General features: G+C 54.1%; 19 protein-coding genes. 9 read left to right on the forward strand and 10 right to left on the reverse strand.

Going from position 1 to position 22,909, the window contains the following annotated elements; genetic code table 11:
• Positions 1 to 19: 19 nt before the first annotated feature.
• Together JMI88_RS18640 and JMI88_RS18645 are read right to left on the reverse strand one after the other, a co-directional pair.
• Positions 20 to 796, reverse strand: a complete 777-nt coding sequence (locus tag JMI88_RS18640) for a hypothetical protein (RefSeq protein ID WP_201363443.1) — start codon at positions 794 to 796, stop codon at positions 20 to 22.
• A gap of 393 nt (positions 797 to 1,189) precedes the next feature.
• Positions 1,190 to 2,071 (reverse strand): phosphotransferase, encoded by an 882-nt coding sequence (locus tag JMI88_RS18645; RefSeq protein ID WP_201363444.1) that lies wholly within the window; start codon positions 2,069 to 2,071, stop codon positions 1,190 to 1,192.
• A 357-nt stretch (positions 2,072 to 2,428) separates the two neighbouring features.
• Here JMI88_RS18645 and JMI88_RS18650 point away from each other — a divergent pair, with 357 nt between their 5' ends.
• Positions 2,429 to 3,292, forward strand: coding sequence for an alpha/beta fold hydrolase (locus tag JMI88_RS18650; protein WP_201363445.1), 864 nt, complete (start codon positions 2,429 to 2,431; stop codon positions 3,290 to 3,292).
• A gap of 68 nt (positions 3,293 to 3,360) precedes the next feature.
• On the opposite strand, the gene JMI88_RS18655 is transcribed toward JMI88_RS18650, so the two are convergent.
• Positions 3,361 to 4,596, reverse strand: a complete 1,236-nt coding sequence (locus JMI88_RS18655; RefSeq protein ID WP_201363446.1) for an MDR family MFS transporter — start codon at positions 4,594 to 4,596, stop codon at positions 3,361 to 3,363.
• A 200-nt stretch (positions 4,597 to 4,796) separates the two neighbouring features.
• Here JMI88_RS18655 and JMI88_RS18660 point away from each other — a divergent pair, with 200 nt between their 5' ends.
• A complete protein-coding gene (locus tag JMI88_RS18660) occupies positions 4,797 to 5,471 on the forward strand; it encodes a haloacid dehalogenase type II (RefSeq protein WP_201363447.1) in 675 nt (224 codons plus the stop codon).
• A 125-nt stretch (positions 5,472 to 5,596) separates the two neighbouring features.
• Here the strand turns inward: JMI88_RS18660 and JMI88_RS18665 are convergent, their stop codons facing one another.
• The 3 genes from JMI88_RS18665 to JMI88_RS18675 all read right to left on the reverse strand — a co-directional run bounded on the left by JMI88_RS18665 (position 5,597) and on the right by JMI88_RS18675 (position 11,229).
• Positions 5,597 to 10,423: a cation-translocating P-type ATPase gene (locus JMI88_RS18665; RefSeq protein ID WP_236022963.1), complete on the reverse strand. Its 4,827-nt coding sequence runs from the start codon at positions 10,421 to 10,423 to the stop codon at positions 5,597 to 5,599.
• A gap of 69 nt (positions 10,424 to 10,492) precedes the next feature.
• Positions 10,493 to 10,891: a hypothetical protein gene (locus JMI88_RS18670; RefSeq protein ID WP_201363449.1), complete on the reverse strand. Its 399-nt coding sequence runs from the start codon at positions 10,889 to 10,891 to the stop codon at positions 10,493 to 10,495.
• Positions 10,888 to 11,229: a hypothetical protein gene (locus JMI88_RS18675; protein ID WP_201363450.1), complete on the reverse strand. Its 342-nt coding sequence runs from the start codon at positions 11,227 to 11,229 to the stop codon at positions 10,888 to 10,890. Before JMI88_RS18675 ends, JMI88_RS18670 begins: the two co-directional genes overlap by 4 nt.
• A 457-nt stretch (positions 11,230 to 11,686) precedes the next feature.
• Here JMI88_RS18675 and JMI88_RS18680 point away from each other — a divergent pair, with 457 nt between their 5' ends.
• The 3 genes from JMI88_RS18680 to JMI88_RS18690 all read left to right on the forward strand — a co-directional run bounded on the left by JMI88_RS18680 (position 11,687) and on the right by JMI88_RS18690 (position 12,787).
• Positions 11,687 to 11,842: a hypothetical protein gene (locus JMI88_RS18680; RefSeq protein WP_201363451.1), complete on the forward strand. Its 156-nt coding sequence runs from the start codon at positions 11,687 to 11,689 to the stop codon at positions 11,840 to 11,842.
• Between the two features lie 340 nt (positions 11,843 to 12,182).
• Positions 12,183 to 12,425 carry a hypothetical protein gene (locus tag JMI88_RS18685; protein ID WP_201363452.1) on the forward strand — a complete coding sequence of 81 codons (243 nt, stop codon included), beginning with the start codon at positions 12,183 to 12,185 and terminating at the stop codon, positions 12,423 to 12,425.
• Positions 12,426 to 12,430: 5 nt separating this feature from the next.
• On the forward strand, positions 12,431 to 12,787 hold the full coding sequence (locus JMI88_RS18690) for a hypothetical protein (protein ID WP_201363453.1): 357 nt from the start codon (positions 12,431 to 12,433) through the stop codon (positions 12,785 to 12,787).
• Positions 12,788 to 12,886: 99 nt separating this feature from the next.
• Here JMI88_RS18690 and JMI88_RS18695 read toward each other — a convergent pair whose 3' ends face one another.
• Positions 12,887 to 13,801, reverse strand: a complete 915-nt coding sequence (locus JMI88_RS18695) for a phosphotransferase (RefSeq protein ID WP_201363454.1) — start codon at positions 13,799 to 13,801, stop codon at positions 12,887 to 12,889.
• Positions 13,802 to 14,133: 332 nt separating this feature from the next.
• Positions 14,134 to 14,928, reverse strand: a complete 795-nt coding sequence (locus JMI88_RS18700; protein ID WP_201363455.1) for a class I SAM-dependent methyltransferase — start codon at positions 14,926 to 14,928, stop codon at positions 14,134 to 14,136.
• Between the two features lie 430 nt (positions 14,929 to 15,358).
• Here JMI88_RS18700 and JMI88_RS18705 point away from each other — a divergent pair, with 430 nt between their 5' ends.
• The 3 genes from JMI88_RS18705 to JMI88_RS18715 all read left to right on the forward strand — a co-directional run bounded on the left by JMI88_RS18705 (position 15,359) and on the right by JMI88_RS18715 (position 19,065).
• Positions 15,359 to 16,522 (forward strand): hypothetical protein, encoded by a 1,164-nt coding sequence (locus JMI88_RS18705; protein WP_201363456.1) that lies wholly within the window; start codon positions 15,359 to 15,361, stop codon positions 16,520 to 16,522.
• An 8-nt stretch (positions 16,523 to 16,530) separates the two neighbouring features.
• Positions 16,531 to 17,109: a hypothetical protein gene (locus JMI88_RS18710; RefSeq protein ID WP_201363457.1), complete on the forward strand. Its 579-nt coding sequence runs from the start codon at positions 16,531 to 16,533 to the stop codon at positions 17,107 to 17,109.
• Between the two features lie 753 nt (positions 17,110 to 17,862).
• On the forward strand, positions 17,863 to 19,065 hold the full coding sequence (locus JMI88_RS18715) for a cytochrome P450 (protein WP_201363458.1): 1,203 nt from the start codon (positions 17,863 to 17,865) through the stop codon (positions 19,063 to 19,065).
• Positions 19,066 to 19,285: 220 nt separating this feature from the next.
• Here the strand turns inward: JMI88_RS18715 and JMI88_RS18720 are convergent, their stop codons facing one another.
• Positions 19,286 to 19,915 (reverse strand): LysE family translocator, encoded by a 630-nt coding sequence (locus JMI88_RS18720; RefSeq protein WP_201363459.1) that lies wholly within the window; start codon positions 19,913 to 19,915, stop codon positions 19,286 to 19,288.
• A gap of 433 nt (positions 19,916 to 20,348) precedes the next feature.
• On the opposite strand from JMI88_RS18720, the gene JMI88_RS18725 reads away from it, so the two are divergent.
• Positions 20,349 to 21,536, forward strand: coding sequence for a cytochrome P450 (locus JMI88_RS18725; protein WP_201363460.1), 1,188 nt, complete (start codon positions 20,349 to 20,351; stop codon positions 21,534 to 21,536).
• 30 nt (positions 21,537 to 21,566) lie between these two features.
• On the opposite strand, the gene JMI88_RS18730 is transcribed toward JMI88_RS18725, so the two are convergent.
• Entirely contained in the window at positions 21,567 to 22,136 is a 570-nt protein-coding gene (locus tag JMI88_RS18730; RefSeq protein WP_201363461.1) for a hypothetical protein, read from the reverse strand.
• Positions 22,137 to 22,909: the final 773 nt, after the last annotated feature.

A 22,909-nucleotide genomic window follows, 5' to 3' on the forward strand; every position in this document is an offset into this window, starting at 1 on the left:
ATATGACCTCACTTCTCATCTAATCGGGATCAGGCGATTGGTATGGGTGGATTTTCTGTTTAGTTGAAAAAAGGACTTTTTGAATAATACTTTCAATCCCCATAGCGAAAAGTACCCAGGCAGGGATCAGGAAAAAAATTGTGCAACAAAAGACTCCTCCGCCTTCATCCATGGCCAGACTGGCGTTTGGGTCTAACGCGTTGAAGGCAAAGGTGACAACCAGGACGGGAACCGCGATTACCATGGTGAGGATACTCGTTCCCCGGTTCGCGTACTTTCTCAGGTCGTAGGTCAGGCCAACGAGTGCTGTCACGATAAATATCGGAATGAAAAACAGAAAACGCTCAGGGCTCATATTGTCCCAGAAGTGGTGATTCAGGAGATGGGTGAGCAGTATGCTCCCATAGATCGAGATGCATGAGACCAGTGTCCCGCGCCAACTGCCAAAGAATAAAGCACTGAGGAGGGTAGATGCTGGAGTAAGCACGAAGACCAAAAACAGGATTTGCAGAAAATACGCGAGCTCCAACCAACCGTCTGGATGGTCCGGGGGCTGTGTGTTTAATGAAAACAGGCAACTTGTAAGAGCGAAGATCAGCAGTAAAGTGTAGGATAGCATACCCAAAACTTGTAGCCGCGCTGAAACTCTGCGTATCAGGGGAAAGGCAAGTGGTTGCAAGGCAGCAGCATCAGGGCCAGGTAGGAATGGTGGTGGGATCTGTTCCTGCACGGAGTTTGCTTGATAAAAACGCTTCCCGCCATCGATGGCAGAGGGAGGATTGGTTTGATTTGACATACAATTGTTCCTTCAATCGATGCAATGATCGTATGCGCGATAAAAAAAGAATGCTATATTCTGATATATCTTTTTTAGTAATCTATATCTATTGTAGCTTTATGGATCAATGTCGCTGTACACGAAATGGTCGATCATTCCCTCCGCGTGCACGCCCCCCGTAGGTCGCATTGCACTGCGGTCTACTTAACACGCTCACGTGTTATAAACTCAGTTAGAAATGTTGTGTACGCCAACAGGGCGGCATGCACGAGGCCGGATTGCGGAGTTTCGTGCGAGAAGCGTGTTGAAAGAAGTCCGCAATCCTATGCCGCCTACGGTGGTTGCTTTTTCGTGTTTGAGGGACATTCGCGTATGGGGGGAAAGCTAGGGGGACGACTGAAGACGAAACGATCAAACATCTTCCTTGAACACTTGATGAGGGCGGATTTCTTGACGCAGGGCGGCGATACTATCGCGCAGGAACACATCATAATCATAACTATGTTCGATATGCCAAAGCACATTGGCAAACGATGCCCGTGCCGACCACCAGTAGATCCTATTCAGAAGAGCTTGATCTAGCAACAGGTCATATTCCTTAAAAAAGAGTTGCCAGCGCTCCTGGGGAACATACCAGCCTAGCCATTGGCTGACATCACGCATGGGGTCAGATAGCAGCATGTCATCCCAATCGACGAGCATCACGTTTTCGTTGATCAGAAACATATTGGCCCCATTGGGATCATCGTGTACGGGTGCCAGCGGAACCGCGTGAAGTCGCCTGGCCTGCGATTTGAGGTCATCAAATACATCTCTCAACATTACCTTGAGTTCCGTATCTACCTGTAAAGAGAGCATGCGAATTTCTAACTCGGCAAGTTCTGAGGCAATCTGTTCATGATATTCCCTGGTGGCAGAACTGGTTAAGAGTTGTTTCAACTTATTGTCTGTATGATAGCGGTGTGTGACCTGCGCGAGCAATGGCAGATGGTCAGCGAACCATCTCCAACCGGGATGTTGACCAGTGAGATAATCTTGAAGCACATAGCGTCTTCCCTCAATGTTTCCTGTACCTAATAGACGTGGAGCGACACCTAGCTCTCCTAAGCGCTGAAGAACTGCTATCGGGGTACTGCCGTCAAACTTGATAAAGACCGTGCGGGTCTCCGTCTTTGCAACATAGCATTCTTTTTGTTGTCCTTCAACGGTTCGAGAAATACTCCAATCTGAAAGATGAAAGGTTCCCTCAAGCATGTTCTGAATGGCGTATGAAAGATTCATTGATGGCAACACAAACAAGCCTCCCTTGTTTTGAAGAAGATCGAAAAGAATGATATACCCTTCGCGAAAAAGAATGATCTGATTACGCAAATTTCTCTGCGAGATGGCACAATGCAGGAAGAGACGTGAAAGGGTACCAAATAAGTTTCTGTAGAACAAGTATACCCAACTGACGAGAAAAAGACGAGTTCCTGCCCCATTTGGAAATGACGGGAAAGGCATAAGAGAGAAAGTAGCATTTGTGATGCCGCAGTAAATTGGCGCATTCCCAACTTGCCTCATTCTTGAGATAATGATATGCTCTCCTTTAGCAAAAGCGGTTTTTCATGAAGATATTCATTCAGCATTCAGGGAGGTCAGTGTAGCTTCATGCAGAAATATGAGATCGTCAGTGTTCCTGGCTGCTCACTTTGGACAGCATATCAGGGGAATGGGCCTGCACTCGTGTGTTGCCATGGAGGGCCCGGCTTGTGGGATTACCTCGCGCCTGTGGCAGAGATGATTGATGATCTGGTGACGGTTTACCGCTACGACCAACGCGCCTGTGGCCGATCTACGGGTGGGCCTCCCTACGACGTGGCAACGGCTGTCGCTGATCTTGATGCCTTACGCGATCATTGGGACCTCCCGCAGTGGATCATCCTGGGACATTCCTGGGGAGCCTCGCTGGCGCTTGCTTACAGTCTCGCATATCCCTCCCGCGTCCGTGCATTGATCTACCTCTGTGGTACAGGCATTGATGCGTCATGGCACGAGGAATATTACCGTAATCGAGATGCGCTGCTCACGCCTTCAGAGCGACGTCAACTCGCCGACCTGGGCGCACAGCTCTCTGTTGTGCAGGGAGCTGAGTTTGATGCCGTTGAGCGAGCGTATTGCGAACTGTCCTGGTCAACTGACATCGCCGACCGCTCACATGCTCGGGAATTCGCTCGACAGCTTTTTGTGGATGGTCTGCATATCAATTTCCAGGTCAATCGGGTTCTAGGGAAAGATGGCAGGCACTTCATTGAGCGGCCGATCATGGTTGAACAGGTTGCTGCCTTGCAGATCCCGACGCTGGTCATTCATGGAGCACTTGATCCGCGTCCAGCCAGAGTGGCCCGACACCTTGCTCAATGCATGCCATTCGCTCGTTACGCAGAGTTGCCCAATGTTGGGCATCTGCCATGGATCGAACGGCCAGATCTCCTGAGAGGCGTTCTTCGGCCATTTCTTGAGCGACTCTCGTAGAAGGGAAAAGGCCCATTTTCCCTTCAATAAGCATCTCGGCGCACTCCTTGGAAAACTAGAACAAACGCCTACGACAGATTGGGGGTGGTGGTTGGCATAGGTGGATTCCCTTCTTCGCAGCACGGCTGTACCTGTTGAATGGGCGAAGGTTGCGCGCGCTGTTTGATCAACAGGACCAGAACAGCGGCCATGCCTGCCAGCAGCCCGCAGAGCGGCCAGAAAAGGGCTGGATGCCAGGAGTAGATAATGGTCCCGAGCAGCGGTGCCAGAATCAGACCAAGGCTCCAGGTCATCCCCCAGGCCCCCTGATAGCGTCCACGCAAGTGTGCGGGCGAGAGATCCGCGACATAGGCTGCCGAGATTGGCGCCTGCACTATCTCTCCAAACGTCCAGAGTATAACAGTGAGCGCGAGGAGGGGAATGGTGGGTGCAAACCCGGTCAGGCCGAAGCCCAGCGCAATAAAGAGAAAACCGGCCGCGATCATCCTTTGCCTGGGGAAGCGCTGCGTAATGGTGCTAATTGGCAATTCGAGAAACACAACGACAAGACCATTTAACGAGATGAGCAAGCCATAGACCGCACTCGATAAGCCCAGTGCCTTGACCTGTAAGGCAAGCGTCGAAAGGTGTTGCATATAGACAAAGGCGATGGCGGTACCAGCCAGCAAAAAGAGGAGGAAGCCGCGATCCGACCACATCGTCCCGCCGAGACTATTGTCTTTATGGTGCTGGCTGGTGTGCTTCGAAATATGCACGGGGAGTGCGAAGAGAACCAGTAGGCCAAAGATGACCGATGTGAAGGCATCGCCCACGAAGAGCAGCAAGAACGAACGGCTGGCAATGAAGCCCGCTACGGCCGCGCCTGCTGTCACCCCCAGATTGACGGCCAGCCGGTAGACCGCAAAAGCGCTTACCCGCTGCTGCGCCTCAACAAGGTCAGCGATTAGCGCGCTTGAGGCTGGCCGATACAGCTCTGTGGTCAAACCCGCCAGGGCAACCAACCCCACAATCAGCGGCAGTGGCGTCACCTGCGAAAGCACCAGCATCGTCGCCGCCGAAGAAAACATCGAGAGCATTATTGTATTGCGTCGCCCCAGCCAATCAGCCAGATAGCCTCCAAGCACGGCTGCCCCGACGCTACCAATACCATAGGCACTGGCAGCCATGCCGGTCTGGACGGCGGTATAGCCTTTGGCAATCATATAAAACACCAGAAATGCACTGATAAAGCTGCCAAAACGATTAACGAAGGTACCCGCAAAGACGACCCAGAGCGAGCGAGGGAAATTGAATGCTTTCTGCATCTTGAATAGAAATCCCTATCTATATTTATATTTATGAATAGAAGTTAGCAAAATAATAAAGCTGGCCTCTGGCAACATCATACATGCAAATGTGCCACAATGCTAGAGTTTTTCGGCCATTGCTCTTCATCATAGCGTGCTCATACAATAGATGCAGGCAGATAACGTTGGCGTTGAACAATGAAAAAGGAGATTTTTGTATGTCACGTATCTATGTTTTCGATGTGAATGAAACACTACTCGATCTGCACGCCTTAGATTCGCTGTTCGCAGAGACCTTTGGAGATAGCGCCGCACGTCGAGAATGGTTTTCTCAAATGCTCCAACTGGCTTTTGTCTCAACGATCATCCAGGAATATCGCGACTTCGGCACACTGGGAGCTGCCGCTCTCGATATGCTTGCCGCTCGACGCGGCGTCTCTTTGAAGGAAGAGAAACGAAGCGCTTTGCTGGCGGGATTACGACGATTGCCGCCCCATCCCGAGGTTGAGGAGAGTCTGAAACGTCTGCGTAAGGCAGGGCTACGGCTGGTTAGTTTGACGAATTCCACGATGGCTGTTTCTCAAGCGCAGTTAGCTCATGCTGGTCTGGCGAGTTACTTTGAGAGACAATTTTCGGCCGATACCGTGCGCAGGCTCAAACCTGCACCCGAGCCGTATCAGATGGTGGCGCGAGAACTTGGTGTATCGCTGGCCGATCTTTGCCTGGTTGCCGCCCATACCTGGGACATCGCAGGTGCGCTCAAGGCTGGATGCTCGGCTGCCTTTATTGCGCGTCCAGGTATGGTGCTTGATCCATCTGCCGCACGCCCTGATGTCGTTGGGGCTGATCTCCGTGAAGTTGTTGATCAGCTGCTTGCCAGGGCAAGCCATTAGGAAGTGGTTTTATGAAAATGCGTGTAGTAGGGAGGTGGCGTACGCCAGGAGGGCGAGCATGTCTGGGGCATGATTAACCGTTGCGTGGGGGAAACCGGTCGCCAGCCGGCGACCGGTTTCTGTTTTTATGCCTGGTATGCTAGTTTGAAACTCGCCCGGGGGTGGCTGCTCAGCAGGTTGGTTCTGCTGAACAGGCTATTGAGGAGGACAGAGGATAGCGCGCTGGCCGCGATCAGTAGTAGGGCCGATGGCGAGAGGGTGACCAGGCTGAGGATGCGGCGCAGCGAGGGGATGGCGAATGCTGCCAGCAATACGCCGAGCGAGCCACCTACGGCTCCAAGCACGGGGCGTGTCAGGTGGCCTTCGGAACGACCGGCCATCAGTGTTTGTGCCAGTTGCGTGGTGACGATGCTCGCGAAGGCCACCGAGCGCGCCTGGGGTAGCGATGCCATGCCACGCGTGAGGAGGTAAGCCCCCAGCGAGGGAAGCGTCGTCGCCAGTCCTCGGCGTATGATCTCGTTGCGTAGCGGCGCACCCAATGCCGCCGTACCTTCGCGTCGGAGCCGTGTCAGGTTGCGATGCTCGGGTTGCTGCAAGATGACCGCCAGCGCGGGCAGGATATCCGTAATCGCATTCACGGCCAGGATCTGGGCCACCGTTAACGGCATGTTTGCTCCCAGCAAACTGGCGCCCACCACCAGGCCCAGTTCGCCCAGGTTCCCACCGAGCAACAGGCCTAGCGAACGACGCATATTACGCCAGAAGCTGCGGCCCTCGACGCAGCCCTGGACCAGCGTCGAGAAGTCGTCATCGGTAATCACCACGTCCGCCGTCTGGCGCGCCACTTCTGTGCCGCTCTTCCCCATGGCAATACCAATATCCGCCAGCCGCAAGGCTGGAGCATCATTGACGCCATCGCCAGTCATCGCCACCGTATGTCCCTGTCGATGCAGGCTTTCAATGATACGCAATTTATCGAGCGGCGTCGCCCGCGCAATGACCGCGGCCTTTGCTATGAGCCGATCAAGATCACCATTCTGCAAATCCGCGATGGTGGTCGCGTTCAGCACTTCTTCATGGTCCTGCAGCAGGCCAGCCTCCTGTGCGATCGCGCGCGCAGTCACCGGATGGTCGCCAGTGATCATTATCACCCGTATACCCGCCTCCTGACAATGTCTGACGGCCTCCACCACTGTAGGGCGCAGGGGATCACTGATACCCACAAAGCCAAGGGCGGTGAGATCCTGGGGATCATCGAGAGGGCCCCCCTTTGCGCCCTCGGCAACCATCAATACCCGCAGTCCTTTTTCCGCCAGTTGCAGGGAGCGGTTCGAAAGGATGTCCCGACCGACTTCGTCCAGGGGCTTTTGCACACCATCCTGTAGCAGGGAACTGCAGCGTGAAAGGATCGCTTCTGGCGCCCCCTTGATACAGAGTTTGTCCTGGACAACGGTAACCGAGAAAGACCGTACCGGATCGAAGGAGAGCTCTACCTCATGTTTGAGACTCACCTGTTCTCCCAGTCCGGCCTCTATTGCTCCCTGGACAACTGCGACGTCGGTAGGATGGGCCTGGGCGCCCTGCGTGTCGGGGTGCGGGCTGGCCAGCGCGGCCGTGAGTAGCACATGAGACAGCGACTCCGGCATGCTCTGCGAGAGTGGGGCCTCCTGATTGGCGTCGGCTACCACGTTCAGCTGCAGGCGTCCTTTGGTCATCGTACCCGTCTTATCTGTGCAGACAACGTTCACGCGACCAAGAGCCTCGACCGAGGAGAGACGCCGCACAACCGCCCTATGATTGGCCAGCCGATGGGCCACGCCGGTTTCCCCTACCCTGGCGAGCAATGGTAACCCTTCCGGTATACCAGCCATGGCCACGCTCGCTCCGATGGCCAGGATACTGGCAAATGGCTGCTTCCAGAGCAGGCCAGAAGCGATAACCAGCGCGCCGCCGGCCGCCGAAACAGGTAAGAAAATGCGCAGCATACGGCTCAGGCGTGTACCCAGAGGATTGAGTTGTTTATTTTCCTCCATCAGCGCGAGCCTGGTCGCTCCCATTCTCGTCTTTCCACCAACCGCCACCACAACCGCGTGCCCGGTCCCCGTCAGCACGTTACTGCCATCCAGAACAATGCGCTCGGTGTCATTCCCTCCCACCGCCATTTTTCTGACCGGGAACGACTCTCCGGTGAGCGCGGCCTCATCCACCTCCAGGTTCAGCGCGTCGATAATGCGTGCGTCGGCCGCGATGCGATCCCCAGAAGCCAGCAATAGGATATCGCCGGGCACAATTTCATTGGCAGGGATGGTTTTCTCCTGATTGTCGCGCAAGACACGGGCCTGTGATACGCCTATTTGACGCAACGCCTCCGCCACCTGGTTGGCCTTGTGTTCCTGCCAGACACCAATCATGGTGTTGACGACAATAGTTGTTCCAATGAGGACGACATCTCCAATCGAGCCAAACAAGAAGGAGAGAGCTGCGCCGGTCGCCAGGATACCAGTCAGGGGAGAATGTAGCTGCTCCAGTACCGCCGCCCCCAGCGCATTCTTCTGCTTGAGGGTTGGCACGGCACGTCGGCGTTCACTGGCCTGCTTCTTCGTTAATCCCTGCCGACTCGTATGCAGCGCCTCGAGCACATCATCCACGCCCTGCCGCCCCCAGCGCTCTGGCTGTGGATCAACCAGTCGGGTGATGGTTGCTTGCGTGCGCTTGCCGCCACGCAGCCGTAACCAGCCATCAGCGATGGCTGCCAGGGCGGTAATATAGACAATACGTGAGGCGATCCTGACCTCTGGCATGCTGCGCAAGCCCCAGATCACTCCAGCAATCGTAGAGATGGTCGCGAGGCCAATGGAGTCGCGCACGGTGGCTTCTCGCCTGGCTCCAGCCTCAATGATCGCGGCCACCGCGGCAAGATCGGGAGCCAGCAGATCGGCACGTGCCAGAAAGCGACTGCGTTCATCGCTCAAACCGATAGCCAGGTCGCAGGCGGCAAAACCCGCCATCGCGGCCATATTATCCGAGGCGAACGCCACCAGATCACCTTTTTTCTGCCGTTCCGCGATGACCTTGAGCGCAGAATTGCTCTCGATCAAGGCGATATGCGCCCGGTGCGCCAGTCCGCGCAGCACCAGTTCATCACCTTGAGACAGCAGTGCCAGCTCAACGCCAACGCGCTGGCAGGCAGCCACCAGGATAGGAACCTCAGGGGCCAGGCATGGGCGCAGTACGAAAATAGCCAGTGGCCTCTCTTCATGCTCCCTCCACAGGGCCAGTACATAGTTGCCCCGCTGGCGCAGAGACGCAGCCTCTGGCAGAGCTTGCCAGTTCTCAACTGGCCCGAGCGTGTATTGTATCTCATCAACAAAGGCCCGCGCGACCTTGCCATCAAAGCTGCCCCTGGTGGCCGAGGTAATGCTGGCGGTACGGAAGATAGGTCCCCAGGGCAAACCGGCGGCGGCGGCGATGCCCGCGGCACGCGTCAACGCCTCGGCGGCGTCCATTTCCTCGGTCAAAGGTAACGCATTGGTGAGCTCAAGTCTCTCTGTGAGCAGGCGAGCGTTATCCAATAGTAGAAGCTGGGGAAGACGGATGCTCCTGGAGGGGCGGGTGCCAACAATAGTCACGCCAGCGCGCAGGACATACGCATTGGCATGCAGATCGGCGCTTTCCATCCCGATGGGAGCCGTGCGCGGATTGACGAGCAAGAGGGCCGTGAATGCCTTCCCGAATGAGCGCGTGAGCAAGCCGGTCAGGCCGGCGTAAATCAGCGAGATGGGCCCCTGGAAACGCTGATACTGGTCGTAGAGCGTCGGGGAGGGCGGTGCAGGGCGTTCCTGTGGTATAAAGCGCTCAAACGAGGTTTCGCCGCTTAGCTGTAAGACGAATGGACCACCATAGAGGTGCGCTCCAGGAGGTACTGTCGCGCCTGGATAGACGGGCTGCGGCATACCATCGAGGCCGAGCGCCGTTCCTGTGCCTTCGTGCACGTATGCCATCAGAGGCACGCGCTCATCGCTTTCCATGCGGATCAGTGCATTTGGTTGAGCGGAAGGAGCCTGCTCCATGCGCTTTTCGTGAGCACGCCAGGCCGCGCGGCGTTCCTGTACCTCCGTAAAGAGGCGAAGCGACTCAGCTCCGGCGAGTGCCAGTCCAAGTGGACTGCTGGAAAGCGTCAGGAGAATGATATTAGGAATAGAGAGGAGCAGGTCGGCTATCGAGCGTCCTAACATGTGGCGCAGTCCAGTGCGCACCGGTGGAAATCCCTGTATTAGACCAATGACGCCCGCGGCATAAGCGGCCGTTCTCGCGCCTGGCAGCGCCTCTTCGAGGCCCATGAGGCGTCTGGCGGTCAGAAAGCCCAGACCAAGCGCTGAGCCCAGCATACGCGTGACACTCTGGATCAGCGGACTGGGATCAAGTGGATAGGCAGGGCGATCTTCACCAACCAGATCGGGTAGCTCCAGGTCAGCCACCTCGGCGATCAGGTCTTCCAGCTGTTGTTCATGTTCGGTAAACTCTACCAGCACACGACAAGTCAGGGGATTGGCGCGCACGCGCACGCCGGGATATTTTTCCAGACGCTCTATCACGCGCCTGGCAATCGCGGGATCACGGTCCAGACCGCGCACTGCGATGCGCGCGCGTACCGTTTTGCCTTCTTTTTCGTGTGCAACTGGCGGTGGTTCAGGTTCAACCGGGTGCTTATTGATCTGCTCCAGGTCGAGCGCCTGTATGGTGTGAAGAATGGCCTGTTCGTTGAGAACAGTGGAATCAAATATGACAAGGATATTGCCTGTGACTGGATTGGCCTGACTCCGTTCTACCCCTGGCACCTGCTGAAGTTGCATCTCGATGCTGCGCTTCCCTTGCCCCGACCATCCAGGCACATGTACACGCACACGTCCCGTTATGGTATGCAGAACATCAACCGTTCCCGCTACACTCATGGAATTTCCCGCCCTTCTCTTGTACATCGGAAACTACGAGACAAGTAAACAAGCAAACACTATTTGTTATTATACTACGGTAGTTCTATGATCTCTCCACATGGAGCGCATATCCTGAGCTTCCACGTACATATCTTCGGCATCTTCCCGCAGGCGAGCCAGCGTCCTCTGCATGTGCGCACCGCCTTCCCTGGTCCACTGTCCCAGCTGATCTATCAATGCCTCGGCCCTTTCCTGTGCCGGCCGAGGCTGGCCGGTGGCAGATTTCCCGGCCGTGGTCTGATTGACCATGGCTGACCCGGGCGTATCCAACCGATTGGCTTCCTCGCGCAGCGCCTGTGTAGCCTGGCGAAAACGCTGCGTGGTCAGGCCAACCCAGGCACCGAGCTGTCCGCCCGTAACGGTAGCTATCTGCTCTGCACGCCTGATCGCCGACGCGGCAGCGTCACTTTCCCGAGTCTGTGTCATTCGGACTGCCCTCCTATCGTTGCTTTCTTGTCCATAGTTTTTCGCGGCTGAGTCCCGGTCGTTTCTGGCTCTGTTTTACTTCCCTTTGCCGCCTGCGCCTCCTGTTCGTCGATCTTCTGAGCGGTCGGTGTTGTCGTTTCTTCTTTTCCTTCTGTTTGCCTGACTCCCTGGCGTACACTTCTGGCAAAGGTAGTCACCACGTCGCCGGCGGTAAGGATGCCGGCCATGCCATAAACCAGGCCTTTACGCATAACTTTGCGCGCACGTGGCGAGCAAATGGCCGCCGTGATCGCCGCCGTCACAGCAATTTCAGGTTCCACAAAATCCGCGGGTTCCATATTTTCCTCTTTCCTTTACATAGCTGCTGATCAGGAAGTTTTCTCTCTATGGGTGAGGCTTACCTTGCCTGATGTCTATTATTTACTTCTGTTCAGGTAAATACAGTGTTGAATGTACCTGGCTTTTCTCAATGTCAGTGTTGAATGGAGCCAGGAAGATACTTAATAAAAGTAGTTTACCGACGGACACAAATCTCCATTCTCACCGGCACGTCCTCTAAGCTCCCCGTTGACAAGCCTTGCCAGGGCTCTTACCGCCTTCCTCAATCTTTAATAGAGTCTTTGATCACTACTCAAATTTTTATTCTACATTTGAAATTAACACATAGTTAACTTATTCTTAACAATTGGCTAGTAAAATGGCGAGTGAATGAAGAGACTATATGTTCGAGGTAACACATTGATACCGACTGGTAGATGATGAAATCTCGCTTGATGATAGAAAAGGAGCTACTCTATGCTTTGGAGTATCATTTCAGAAATTCTTATCAATATTCTGATTGACCTTCTTACAGATCTGTTTATGAAGCTGGCTATGGCTGCATTTTCTGCTATTTTCAATACATTTACAATGCAAAACCAATCCTCACAAGTCAAGCTTGCTTTTTCATAAGCAAGAAAGCGTTTGAGCCACCACCAGTTCGTCAAGATTCTAGCAAAGAGGTTCTTTGTTTCTTTTTTAGCCCCCTGATTCCCCGGCCGAGCGAGTTTTTTTAGCCACAAACAGCCGCCTCTCAGTCCAGTAGTTCGGCGGGCGACACACATATGCCGGCACTTCTTCAGCGGTGTATCTTTTTCTGCTATGGGTTCGTGTGGACATTGTCAGCTTCAATCACGCGTGGCAGAACTTCATTTTTGTGTATAACTCCTTCTAAAAGGGAGGAGAATTATACTTGTCTGTCGATTGGAATATCTGGACTAGTTGTTTATTCCAATGAAAGGAAAGGTATAATATGGAGCCCGAGGATTTTGTGGAACCTGAGGTTGCTGTGACCGCCGCCGTAATCGCGGCTCTCTTCTCACCGCGTGTGCGCAAAGTTATTCGTCAGGGCCTTGTCTATGGAACGGCCGGGGTGTTGATGGCAGGCGATACAATTACATCTTTTGCTCGCAGTGTAAGCCGGAGCTTTGGGCAGACGAGGACTATGATGGGTGAGCAGCAACCTGCCGCACAGCCAGAAGGATCAGGAGGATAACACTGATGAGTCATGCACCAGAAATAGAACGGGCCGAGCACATGTTCGACCGTATAGGAGAACGTATCGGTGTTCTGGCGGCTCGCTCTACGCAGCGTATGCAGCAATTCGGCATGCAGATGCGTGCCAGGGGGATCCCTGAAATGGGTGAGGTGCGAGCAAAGATCGGCCAGCCTGCAGAAGCGCAGCAACTGTCATTAGAAAAAGCCGAAGCAGCATTGGACACCATGCAAGAGCGGCTCTCGCTGATCATAGGCGTTGCCCAAATGCAGTCTCGGCGCACCGTGGCCCGCATCCGTGAAGGGACAGAAGATATTCTGGCTGAAGCCCAGAATATACGCCGCCATTCAACTCCCAAATAGCGGCCCGATTTCAAAGAAAAGTGATAAGAAAAGCAAAAAACCGTAGGCGCGGCCCTCGCGGCCGCTTGCTTCCTGCATCTACGACGTTGAAAATGGGCTTCAAAGCTGGGCGAGGGCCTGGGTAATAAACCAGTGGTGACTGGCGCACAGGGCTCGTTCTTTATCGATATCGGCGATCCAGGTAGAGAGTTGTCCGGCGGGTCGCAGGGCGGCGCAGAGGTCCCAGTAAGGGAGGTTGTCGTAGTCGATGGCATTCAGCGACTGGTAATGCTGTGTAAAGTCCTCCATGGCCTCGCGACCGAAGGCCCACAGGATCTCCAGGCGGCTATTGGCGAGATCGGCCAGGGGATCTCCCAGGGCGGCGTCCTCCCAGTCGACGATGGCAGCGAGCTGTCTATCTTTCCACAGGATATTGCCGGGCCAGAAATCGCCATGCAGCAATGCCGATGTATTACGTTGGTGAGGCGGCCAGGAGGCCTCCAGCGCATCTCGAATACGTCCTTCGCTCAGTGAGGCATCGGGCGTCGCTGGGCGGACGCGCAACCTGTCGCTATAGGCCTGCTGTATATCTGGCAGAAAAGAGAGGTCCAGCTGTGTGCAATCAAGCGCATGAATGCTGGCCAGGTGGGTCGCGAGCTGGGGAATGAGCACCGGTGCCAGCGCGGGCGCGAAGATCGTCTCCCCCTCGATGTATTCGATGACCACGTAGGGGGTAGCGAAAATCGCGCCAGATTGATCCAGATAGTATGGTGCCGGCGTCGCCAGTCCCCCTGCGTGTAAGATTTGCAGTAGCTTGAACTCATCAGCCGCTATCTGCGGGTTACGCCGGAGATCATTCTCGCCATGCCGACGCACAATCATCATTTTCTTGTCGCCTGAAGCAAGCTGCACCTCAAGCGCCGTCACCTGGGCCGAGACGCCTCCCTTTAGCTCCCAGCTGCGCAGCAACGTGGCCTGAGGATCAATCTTTTGAACTACCCGGGCAAACTTGTTATCTTCCAGCAGTGCTGTCATGTTGCTATATTTCCTCGTTGAGTTGTGTGGTATTTAATTGCGCACAATTAAAGAGTAGTCTGTTTTAAGGAAGAGATTACCTGGAATGGTACAGGACTGTCAACATGGCTTGTAGAGAGGTAAACGCAACACGATCTGATGGTACGTATCCGGCCTGCGCTATTGAATATGCATGAGAGCTAGTGGTAATAGGCGTGACAAATGAGCAGGTTTTCAGGTAGACGAGTCGATCTGCCCACGGGATGCGCAACGAGATAAACTCAAAGAAAGAAGAGAGAAAAGCCCATCATGCGGGCAAAGCACGATGGGCTTTCTTTTTCACATCCCCGCATTCACTTGATCCCGATCCGGACTCGGTAACTAAAATACCAGGGAATGGGTTTGGACCCGATATGTTGGAGCGCGGCCTGTCTGAGGCGATCCAAACCGATCTCTTGTTCGGTGAACTGGAACTGGCTGTTGAGCGCACTGCTCTGCATCATCTCAAGAAACCGTGCAGCGTCTCCTTGCTCGATATGATGAAGGAACACCTCGCGGGTGAAGCGGAAGTGAGAGCTCTCGCGCAGGGGGTCGAGAGATTTGTTCTTCGGCCAGATCTTGAGGCTCTGAGCCAGCCCGCGCTCCCGGACAAGTTCCACTAAGCGCAAACTTCCCTCCTGAGCGAGCCGATCAAGCTCCCAATGGATTGCTGGTGGTGAATCATAGTCATACGCAGCAAAGAGTCCTCCGGGTCGTAGAATCCGAGCGATCTCGGCCAGGGTCGCAGTCGGTTCCATCCAGTGGAACGATTGGGCAGCAGTGACGATATCAGCGCACCCATCAGGCAGGCCCGTCTGATGAGCAACTCCCTCTCGATACTCGATATGTGCCGCGTAGGGATGGCCCTCGACTTTGTGGACGGCCTCTTTCCGCATGTCGGCATTGGGTTCGATCCCAATCACCTGCTGTGCCAGCTCACCCCAGATCGCGGTTGACAGTCCGGTCCCGCTGCCCAAATCCACTACCAGGGCGGGATGCGGCATGTCAATCAACTGTGTCAGCAGATCGAGCAAAGCCGATGGCGGCGTAGGGCGCGCCCGATCATAGCTGCTGGCTTTGCCAGTCCAAATTTCACTGGTTTCTGTCATACTGTTTCCTCCTTACTTTTTCTTGTTGTTCCCTATTCGGATATTTAGATAGGCCTTCAGTGTGGAAGAGCCGGATAACGTTGAAGCAGGGTCTCGAGTATCCAGATGATAGGAATCACGGCGCTATAGAGGAAGATATAAAAGGCGAACAGGAAGATGGTAAAGAGAATTGAGAATAGGAGCAGGATTCATGCCAGAAATTCCTATATTTACTATAACAGAGACAAATCAAGTTGAGTACATTATAACATGCAGATGCTTAAATGATACAAGTAATACATATGGTTAATCTGTAACAAATCCGTCATAGTATCGTAACATGTTATGGATATGCTTCATTTGGACATGTCAGAAGCAAACCATTTTTCTGGGGCATTTATCGTACAATGATCAGGTACATCAGCAAATATAAGAGAAAAGGAATACTCTTATGGCCAAAACACTTGATGGGGACGCCATCTTTGGTCGTACTTCATCTCAGGGGCGCTCGTTGCAAATGGTCGGGGTGGTCCGCCTGGCACTCGGGCTTACCGCGTTGTTGGGCGCGATCATTTTTCTGGAAGGGACCAGCTGGGATATTCAGTGGCATACGTTTCTGGGACGCGATCGGACATTGATTCCTCCACATATTATGATGTTGAGCGGTGTGGCAATCAGTGGCGTCTCAGGCCTGCTCGCAGTGGTATTAGAGAGTGTATGGGCACGCCGCAATTCGCAGATGGCTCAGAACGGTACCTCTTTTGCCAGCATCTTCTCTGGCTCATTGGGCGCCTACGTGGTCGGCTTTGCGGCCCTGGATGCGGCGGTCGCTTTTCCGTTGGATGCCTACTGGCATGCTTTGTATGGTATCGACGTGGCAATCTGGGCCCCTTTCCATGTGATGTTTGTGGCGGGCATGGGGATTGTCGCGCTTGGCGCGGCCTATATGCTGGCGTCGGCCTCCAATGTGACGTCCAGTATCCGTCTCAGGCTTGCCGCGCGCAGCGGAGTGGTGATCGCGCTGGCCACCATGCTGGCTATCTTTACCCTGCTCTTGTTTGATTCCCTCTCAGAGCAGCGGTCGATCAATCTGGGCTTTGCGTTCCTCGACTTCTTCCCCCTGCTGGCGGGATTGCTGACCACCTTTGTGCTGGTGGCGGCGGCCTATGCGCTGCCCTGGCGCTGGTCGGCTACGGCGGTGGCGGGCGTTTACATGCTGCTGGCCGGCATTATGGCACTCTATGTGCAGCCTGCTACGGACTGGCTGGTCGGTGTGGAGCGCCTGACCTATCGCCGGGCCCATCCACTTACCGCCGTCGTTGCGATGGAGTGGTTCATTGCTCCGCTGCTGGCTGCCATCTTGATCGATCTCGTGATGCGTCGGGCCCGGCGTAAACAATGGTTATCAGGCAAGCAGGCCCTTTTCCTGACCCTGGCGTCCCTGGTCAGCATGCTACCAATCATGGCGTTGCGGCCCACCTTTTTTGTGATATTGCTGGTTGCATTAGGTGTGGCGGGCACGATTGTCTCGTTTGTGCCGGGGGTACTGGCAACCTATGCAGGGATGCGGCTGGGGCGTAATATTGGCGAATCGATCTCCAATCTGGAAAGGTAAGTATAAAGATGCCCAAACCATTACAATTTGTGCTGCTCGGCGTGGGTGTGCTGGCCTTGCTGGCGGTACTGGGGGAGCTCGCGTACTCCATCGCCGCTACCACGCATGGTAGCACGCCGGTCAAGGTCGTCAAGGTCAATGCTGGCCCCTATCCTTTAACGGTCAACCTGTATACCTATCCTGCCCATGCCAGTTACGCGCTGCCTTTCTCGATCGAGCCGCAGCAAGCCGTCAACGGCACCCTCTCCTATGATGTCTCGTCGGTGCCTGATCCCGGCGACGTAGCGGCCACCCCCGTACGCGCCGGCCTGAGCCCCGACGCGAAGATCCGCAATGGCATCCAGGGAACCGCCGAGATTACCGTCCAGGGTCTCTGGGACCTGGATATTATTGTCAATGGTCCGGCGGGCCGTGGCGAAGCCAGCGTGCCAATCGAAGCCACCGCCCCACCCCCTTTGCCAGAGTGGCTCGGCTGGACGATTGGTTTGATCCCTCTGTATGGCCTGATCATCTTCTTGCTCACGCAGCGTGGTCGTCGTCGCAACAAACCCGAGCAACCCACGCCGGCTACTGAACCCATATTGTAGGCGCGCCGGATTGCGGCACTTCATGTGAAGGCGCGTAGAATTTGATGTTTCGCACGGAGAGCAACGCGGCATACGCAAGGCCCAACACATTTCATTTAGGCGAGAAGGAACACGAAACCCGTAGGTGCGACCCTCGCGGTCGCTTGCCCCACCGTTTGTGGGGCCCCGTATCCCAGCGTTGAGGTCCCTTTTTGCCCATCACCTCGGCCCACACGGTGCCCAAAAGGAACCTTCCTTTTGGGCACCGTGTCACGCTACGAGCGGCCGAACGACGAGGGCACGGGGCCGCCACGCTGCGGCGGGCGGCAAGCGACCGCGAGGGTCGCACCTACGAATTCGTTTCTTTTGGTGCTTTCGCTTCCTTTTCCGTTCTTAAATGTATTATCCGCAAGCATTCCGCAGATACAAAGCGCGCTCACTGTTGTTATGCATAAAGTTACAGGCGCTATCTAGCTGCTCGCGCTTTCTAAGTGGAAGAGGTAATAGGTATTGTGTTGTATAAAATATATTTCATGCAAACGATAAGCTAGAGGACTAAATTATCACATATTTTGTAAAAAGGGCATCTATTAGTAGAATGATATAAGGATGGGTTAGCCAGGGGAACTACAGACTGTGATTCGTACTCATGTTTTCAAGATGTTTCCCTTGCTCAGTTGTCAGGTGAGCCTGTCAGTGCAAACATGGCAAGCTCATCAATGGGTAGTTTGAAGAGGAAAAGTTTTAAAAAGCTGAAAGCTGAAAGGTTGACTAATGCAACAACGGAATAAAAAAACAAGTCTCAAGACTCCTGTCGAGGCTCAACCGGATGAGATGAGGCAGGGATTTGGATGGTTCGCGCATATGAGAGCCAATTACCCTGTTGTCTATGATGAGCAGGGAGGTAGTTGGAATGTATTCTGCTATGAGGATGTGTATCAGATCATTACCGATCCTACCACCTTCTCCTCGGAGAATGTCCCAAATTTCTCCCATAACACCTTTCTGCGTGAGACAATTGTTGCCCTGGATCCACCCGCTCACCGCAGGCTGCGTTACCTGGCCAATCAGGCCTTTACCAGGGCCGCTATTACTCGCATCGCCAATAATGCTATTCCGTTAACACAAACATTGTTTGACCAGATGCGCGAGCAGAAGGAGATCGAGGTGGTCTCTGATTTCGCCTTCCCTTTAACGATGCGCGCGATTGCTGTCATGCTTTCTGTACCGGAGCAAGATTGGCATCTCGTCAGTAACTGGGCCAAAGGCACGGATGCGGATACTCCACCGCGAACGCGTCAGGAATCTATTGAAGCCCAGAATCGTATGGGCCAGCAGATCTACGCTTACTTCACGGATCTGCTGGCCGAGCGCCGCCGCGAGCCACGTGAAGATCTTCTTTCCGACCTGGTCACCGCAGAAGTCAATGGCGACCGCCTGACCGACGATGAGATTCTGAAATTTTGCGTGTTGTTAGTGGTAGCCGGTCAGGAGACGGTGCAAAACCTTCTGGTTAACTCCCTCTATTGTTTTACCAGGTTTCCCTCATCGCTGGACTACCTTATGCAGCACCACGAAAGTATTCCCAGCGCGCTCGAAGAAGTGCTACGCTATCTGCCATCGTTCTGGATCAGTGTCCGCCGCACGACCACCGATACAGTGCTGAGGGGCCAGTCTATTCCTGCTAACACCATTGTTCAGGCCTGGAACGCTTCCGCCAACCGCGATAGCGCGTACTTTTCCAATCCGGATCATTTCGATATTCTACGTGACCCCAATCGTCATCTGACCTTTGGCCATGGTATTCACTTTTGCGTGGGAGCTCCACTGGCGCGCCTGGAAGCACGTATCATATTCTCGATGATGTTTAACCAATTCAAAAGTATACAGCGTATGTCAAACGACTCGCTCAACATGGGCTCGGGTCCCATATATCATATCGATGCATTGTCTCTCAGATTTGACGCGCGCGACTAACCATGCTGCGTTTGCTGCTTAAAGCCAAAAGTTGTAGATAATTGTCAGACAATGTGGTCAGTGCTGGTGCGGTTCCCATTTGAAGTCCATCTGGCATAACTTTGACAAGCAGAAAAGACACGCACTCAGGTATTGTTGCTGAGTGCGTGTCTTTTCTGCTTGTCAGCGGCTTACATGCCTGGTGGTGGCTGTGGATATCCGCTTGCTTTTTACAGCATGCTTACTGGCGCTTCAGCAGGGCCAGGCGCACCCCGAGGCCGATGAAGATGCCGCCGCTCAGCCAATTTAATAGTGTTGTTGCACGCGCGTTGCGTTTGAGCCAGCTGCCGAACGTGCTGGCCAGCAGTGCTACCACACTATTGATCAGTGTGCCCGAAATATTGAAGAGCGTACCTAGCAGGATCAATTGCAGCGGGATCGGCCCACGGGCGGGATCGGTAAACTGGGGCAGGAAGGCCAGAAAGAAGAGAGCCACCTTTGGATTGAGCACGTTCGTGATAACTCCCTGGAGAAAGATACGCCAGAGGCTTGCTGGCTTAACGGTTGGTGTAATCAAAGTATGGCGCGAAGTGAGCAGGGTGCGCAGACCCAGATAGATCAGATAGGCGGCGCCAGCATACTTGATAAAATCGTAGACCAGTGGCACTGCCGTCAGTAAACTGGCCAGGCCAAGCGCCACGATGCCGGTCTGGATCAGACATCCTACCGCGATTCCCAGGGCCGAAACGATGCCCGCCAACCGACCCATACCCGCACTGCGAGTCAAGACATAGAGCATGTCGGGGCCGGGGGCAATATTTATCGTCCACGAGGCCGCCAGAAATAACGGTAGTATGCTCAATGGTAGCATAGTGATCATCACTTTCTACTAGAGAGCGTCTGGTCGCCATGATCATGGTATTCACGTTATGTGCCAGCCTGGGGGCGCTGACGCCCCTCAATCTCTTTTTTTATATTGGTGCAAAATATGCGCTTTGCGCATATTTTGCACCAATATAAAAACCTCTTTTGAGCTCCGCAGGAGCGTAGTGTGAGGCAGAGAGACCACGATGGGTGTGGGAGTCAGATGCTCTCTTACATATATGCATATATTACTTTATTTTAGATAAAAATAAAGTAATATACAATGGCTATTTCAGCAGGCATATTCGTAGAGCGCATGTTGACGTTTGACACTGCGATGTGCGTACATATCTATGTGTGTCATTGTGTATGCAGTTATTTCTGGCCATTCGAAGAAAATCTGTCGCAGGGAAATCCTGTTGATACGAAAGGCTGAAACGATGCGTTCTTTGATCCTACCTGCTTCATTGCATGGTACGCAAGAAATATTTGCCTGGTTCCAATACAGTCGTGCAGTTGATCCGGTGATGTATGAGCCAACCACTAATAAGTGGCATGTCTTCGGCTACCGGGACGCTGTACAGGTTTTGAACGATGCGGCCAGTTTCTCGTCGGCATTGGAGCGTGGCGGTCCGATCGGGACGGCCCTGCTGGCCTCAACGATGATTGCGCAGGACCCGCCCGAGCATCAGTGGCTGCGCGCGCTGGTGTCGCAGGTATTTACCGAGCAGACGTTTACCCGGTTGGCGCCAAGGATCAGGGTGATTGCGCAGAATTTACTGGACATAGTGCGATCGGCTGGCTATATGGATGCCATTCAAGATTTCGCCTATCCGCTGCCGATGACGATCATCAGTGAACTGCTGGGTATTCCGCTCGAGCAACGGCCGGCCTTTCGGCGCTGGTCCGATTGTATGTTCTTTCGCCAGCAGGAGCGTTCCGAGAGTCAGAGCGAGCAGGATGAACCATACCAGCAGGCGCTGGCTGCCCGGCAGGCAATGAGTGAAAGCCTGCTGCGACTGCTCCAGCAGCGGCGGCAGAAGCCGCGGGATGATTTGATCAGCCAGCTCCTGGTTGCTGAGGTCGATGGGAAGCGGCTGAGCGAGCAACAGCTGGTGGGGGTCTGCTTCCTGTTCTGGGCTGCCGGTCATGAGACGGCCGTCAACCTGCTGGGCAACGCCGTGCTCTGCCTGGATGATCATCCTGAGGAAGCCGAACGACTGCGACACGATTTCGCTTTGCTGCCCGGGGCTATCGAAGAGATCCTGCGCTATAGTCCACCCCTGCTAGGCGTGACCCGCTGCACTACTAGAGAGGTCGTCGTAGGTGGGAAGCACATCGAGGCCGGTCAGCACATTCGCGTCTGGATCGCCTCGGCCAATCGCGATGCCGAGATTTTTTTTCGTCCCGATCGCTTTAATATCGAGCGCGACCCCAATCCTCATCTCACCTTCGGGCAGGGCATACACAATTGTTTAGGCGCGCCCCTGGCCCGGCTAGAGGTGAGTATCGCCCTGCCGCTGCTGTTACACCAGCTGCCTGCCCTGCGGCGGGTGTGCAGAGTACCACTGCAATGGGTAGAAGGGGGCACCGTCTACGGTGTCAGGCACCTGCCGCTCGAATTCTGAGGCGAGCCGCATCGTCGGCACAATGGCTGATTAACTGTGCTTGGGAATGCCCGGAATATCGTGTTGCGCGGCATCATAGATGCAACTATAGCGCGAGGTTTTGCCGCGCCCAAGCAGGCCGCCCAGGGCACCAATCAACAAGCCAATTATCATAGAAAGGGCGAAGCCACCCAGGCCCGATATCGTGACGGCCCCCAGCAGAAACTGATCGGCGGTAGTGGGCATCGGTTGATTGAGTCGCCTGGACGCATCCTCCAGCACCGCGCGCCCCACTTGTCGAAACGTATCGATATTGACCGTTGCCAGCGCGTACGCCCCGATCAGGCTAATGAGAGCACTGATGATCGCGGTCCACAGGCCCGCAAAGGCGCCGGTACCCACACGACCAGTGCTCTGGGCTGCCTGAAAGCCAGCCAGGAAATAGAAGAAGAAAGCGAGAAGTATCCCCACCAGACTCAGGGGCAACGTCAAAGCTGGCTGATGGAGATTGGTAATCAGTAGCCCCAGGACGATCTGGATAGCTCCTTGTATAAGTCCAAATAAGAAGCCATGCCCCAGAGCTGGACTGCCTTTACTGTTGACAAGTGTACCTTCGACCATAACGGCTGACTCCCTTTCATGTGAAGGAATTGTTCAGTGCTGCATGGAGCTACCTGCATCAACCAACACGGCGCAAGGGGCATGCTGGTTTCACCATACATAGCAGTTCGAAATGAATAATCAATAGTACCTTTGACTGGAGAGATGATATTTGTGCTGCCTGGTTGTTATAGTTTACGATCAGATTGAGCGCTGTAGGTGTCCCTAAAGGTAGCAGGCCGATGCACTGAACTTAGAAGTTGTGGCCCTTTAAGGATAACATATTTAACCCTAATCCAGCCTACTTGTAATCCCTCTGCGAGCGAGAAACTTCGGAAACGGCATGCTTACTGCCCGGTTAAGTGCAATATCTGCCGCAATTTGCGGTACGCGATGGAGTCTCTTAGTCATGACGAAAGAAATTACCTTTCCAAAATGGATCCATACTACCTCCAAAAATGACCCTGGAAGAGGTCCTCTTTCTAGAGTATGCTTCTCTTGTCAAGTACCTGGTAGTTTGCGTGAATGTTGAGCCAAAATCCTAACATTCGCGCTAAAAAGTGTTCAACATTCGGTTCTTACACACTCTCGGTGATAAGTACATCAATAATAGGAGGATCTTATAGGTATCGTGCTCGAAAAAAAGAGAGCACTCGTCCAGATAAGCTCATCTTTCACCGAGAGTGTGTAAGAACCAACATTCATCGACATTACCAAGTGGCGGTTGTATGCATAAAAAATTTCAAGAAAGTTTGAGGTTTTACAAATAGAATCTCAAACTTTAGTTTGAACAA

It is taken from the genome of Dictyobacter formicarum (assembly GCF_016587435.1).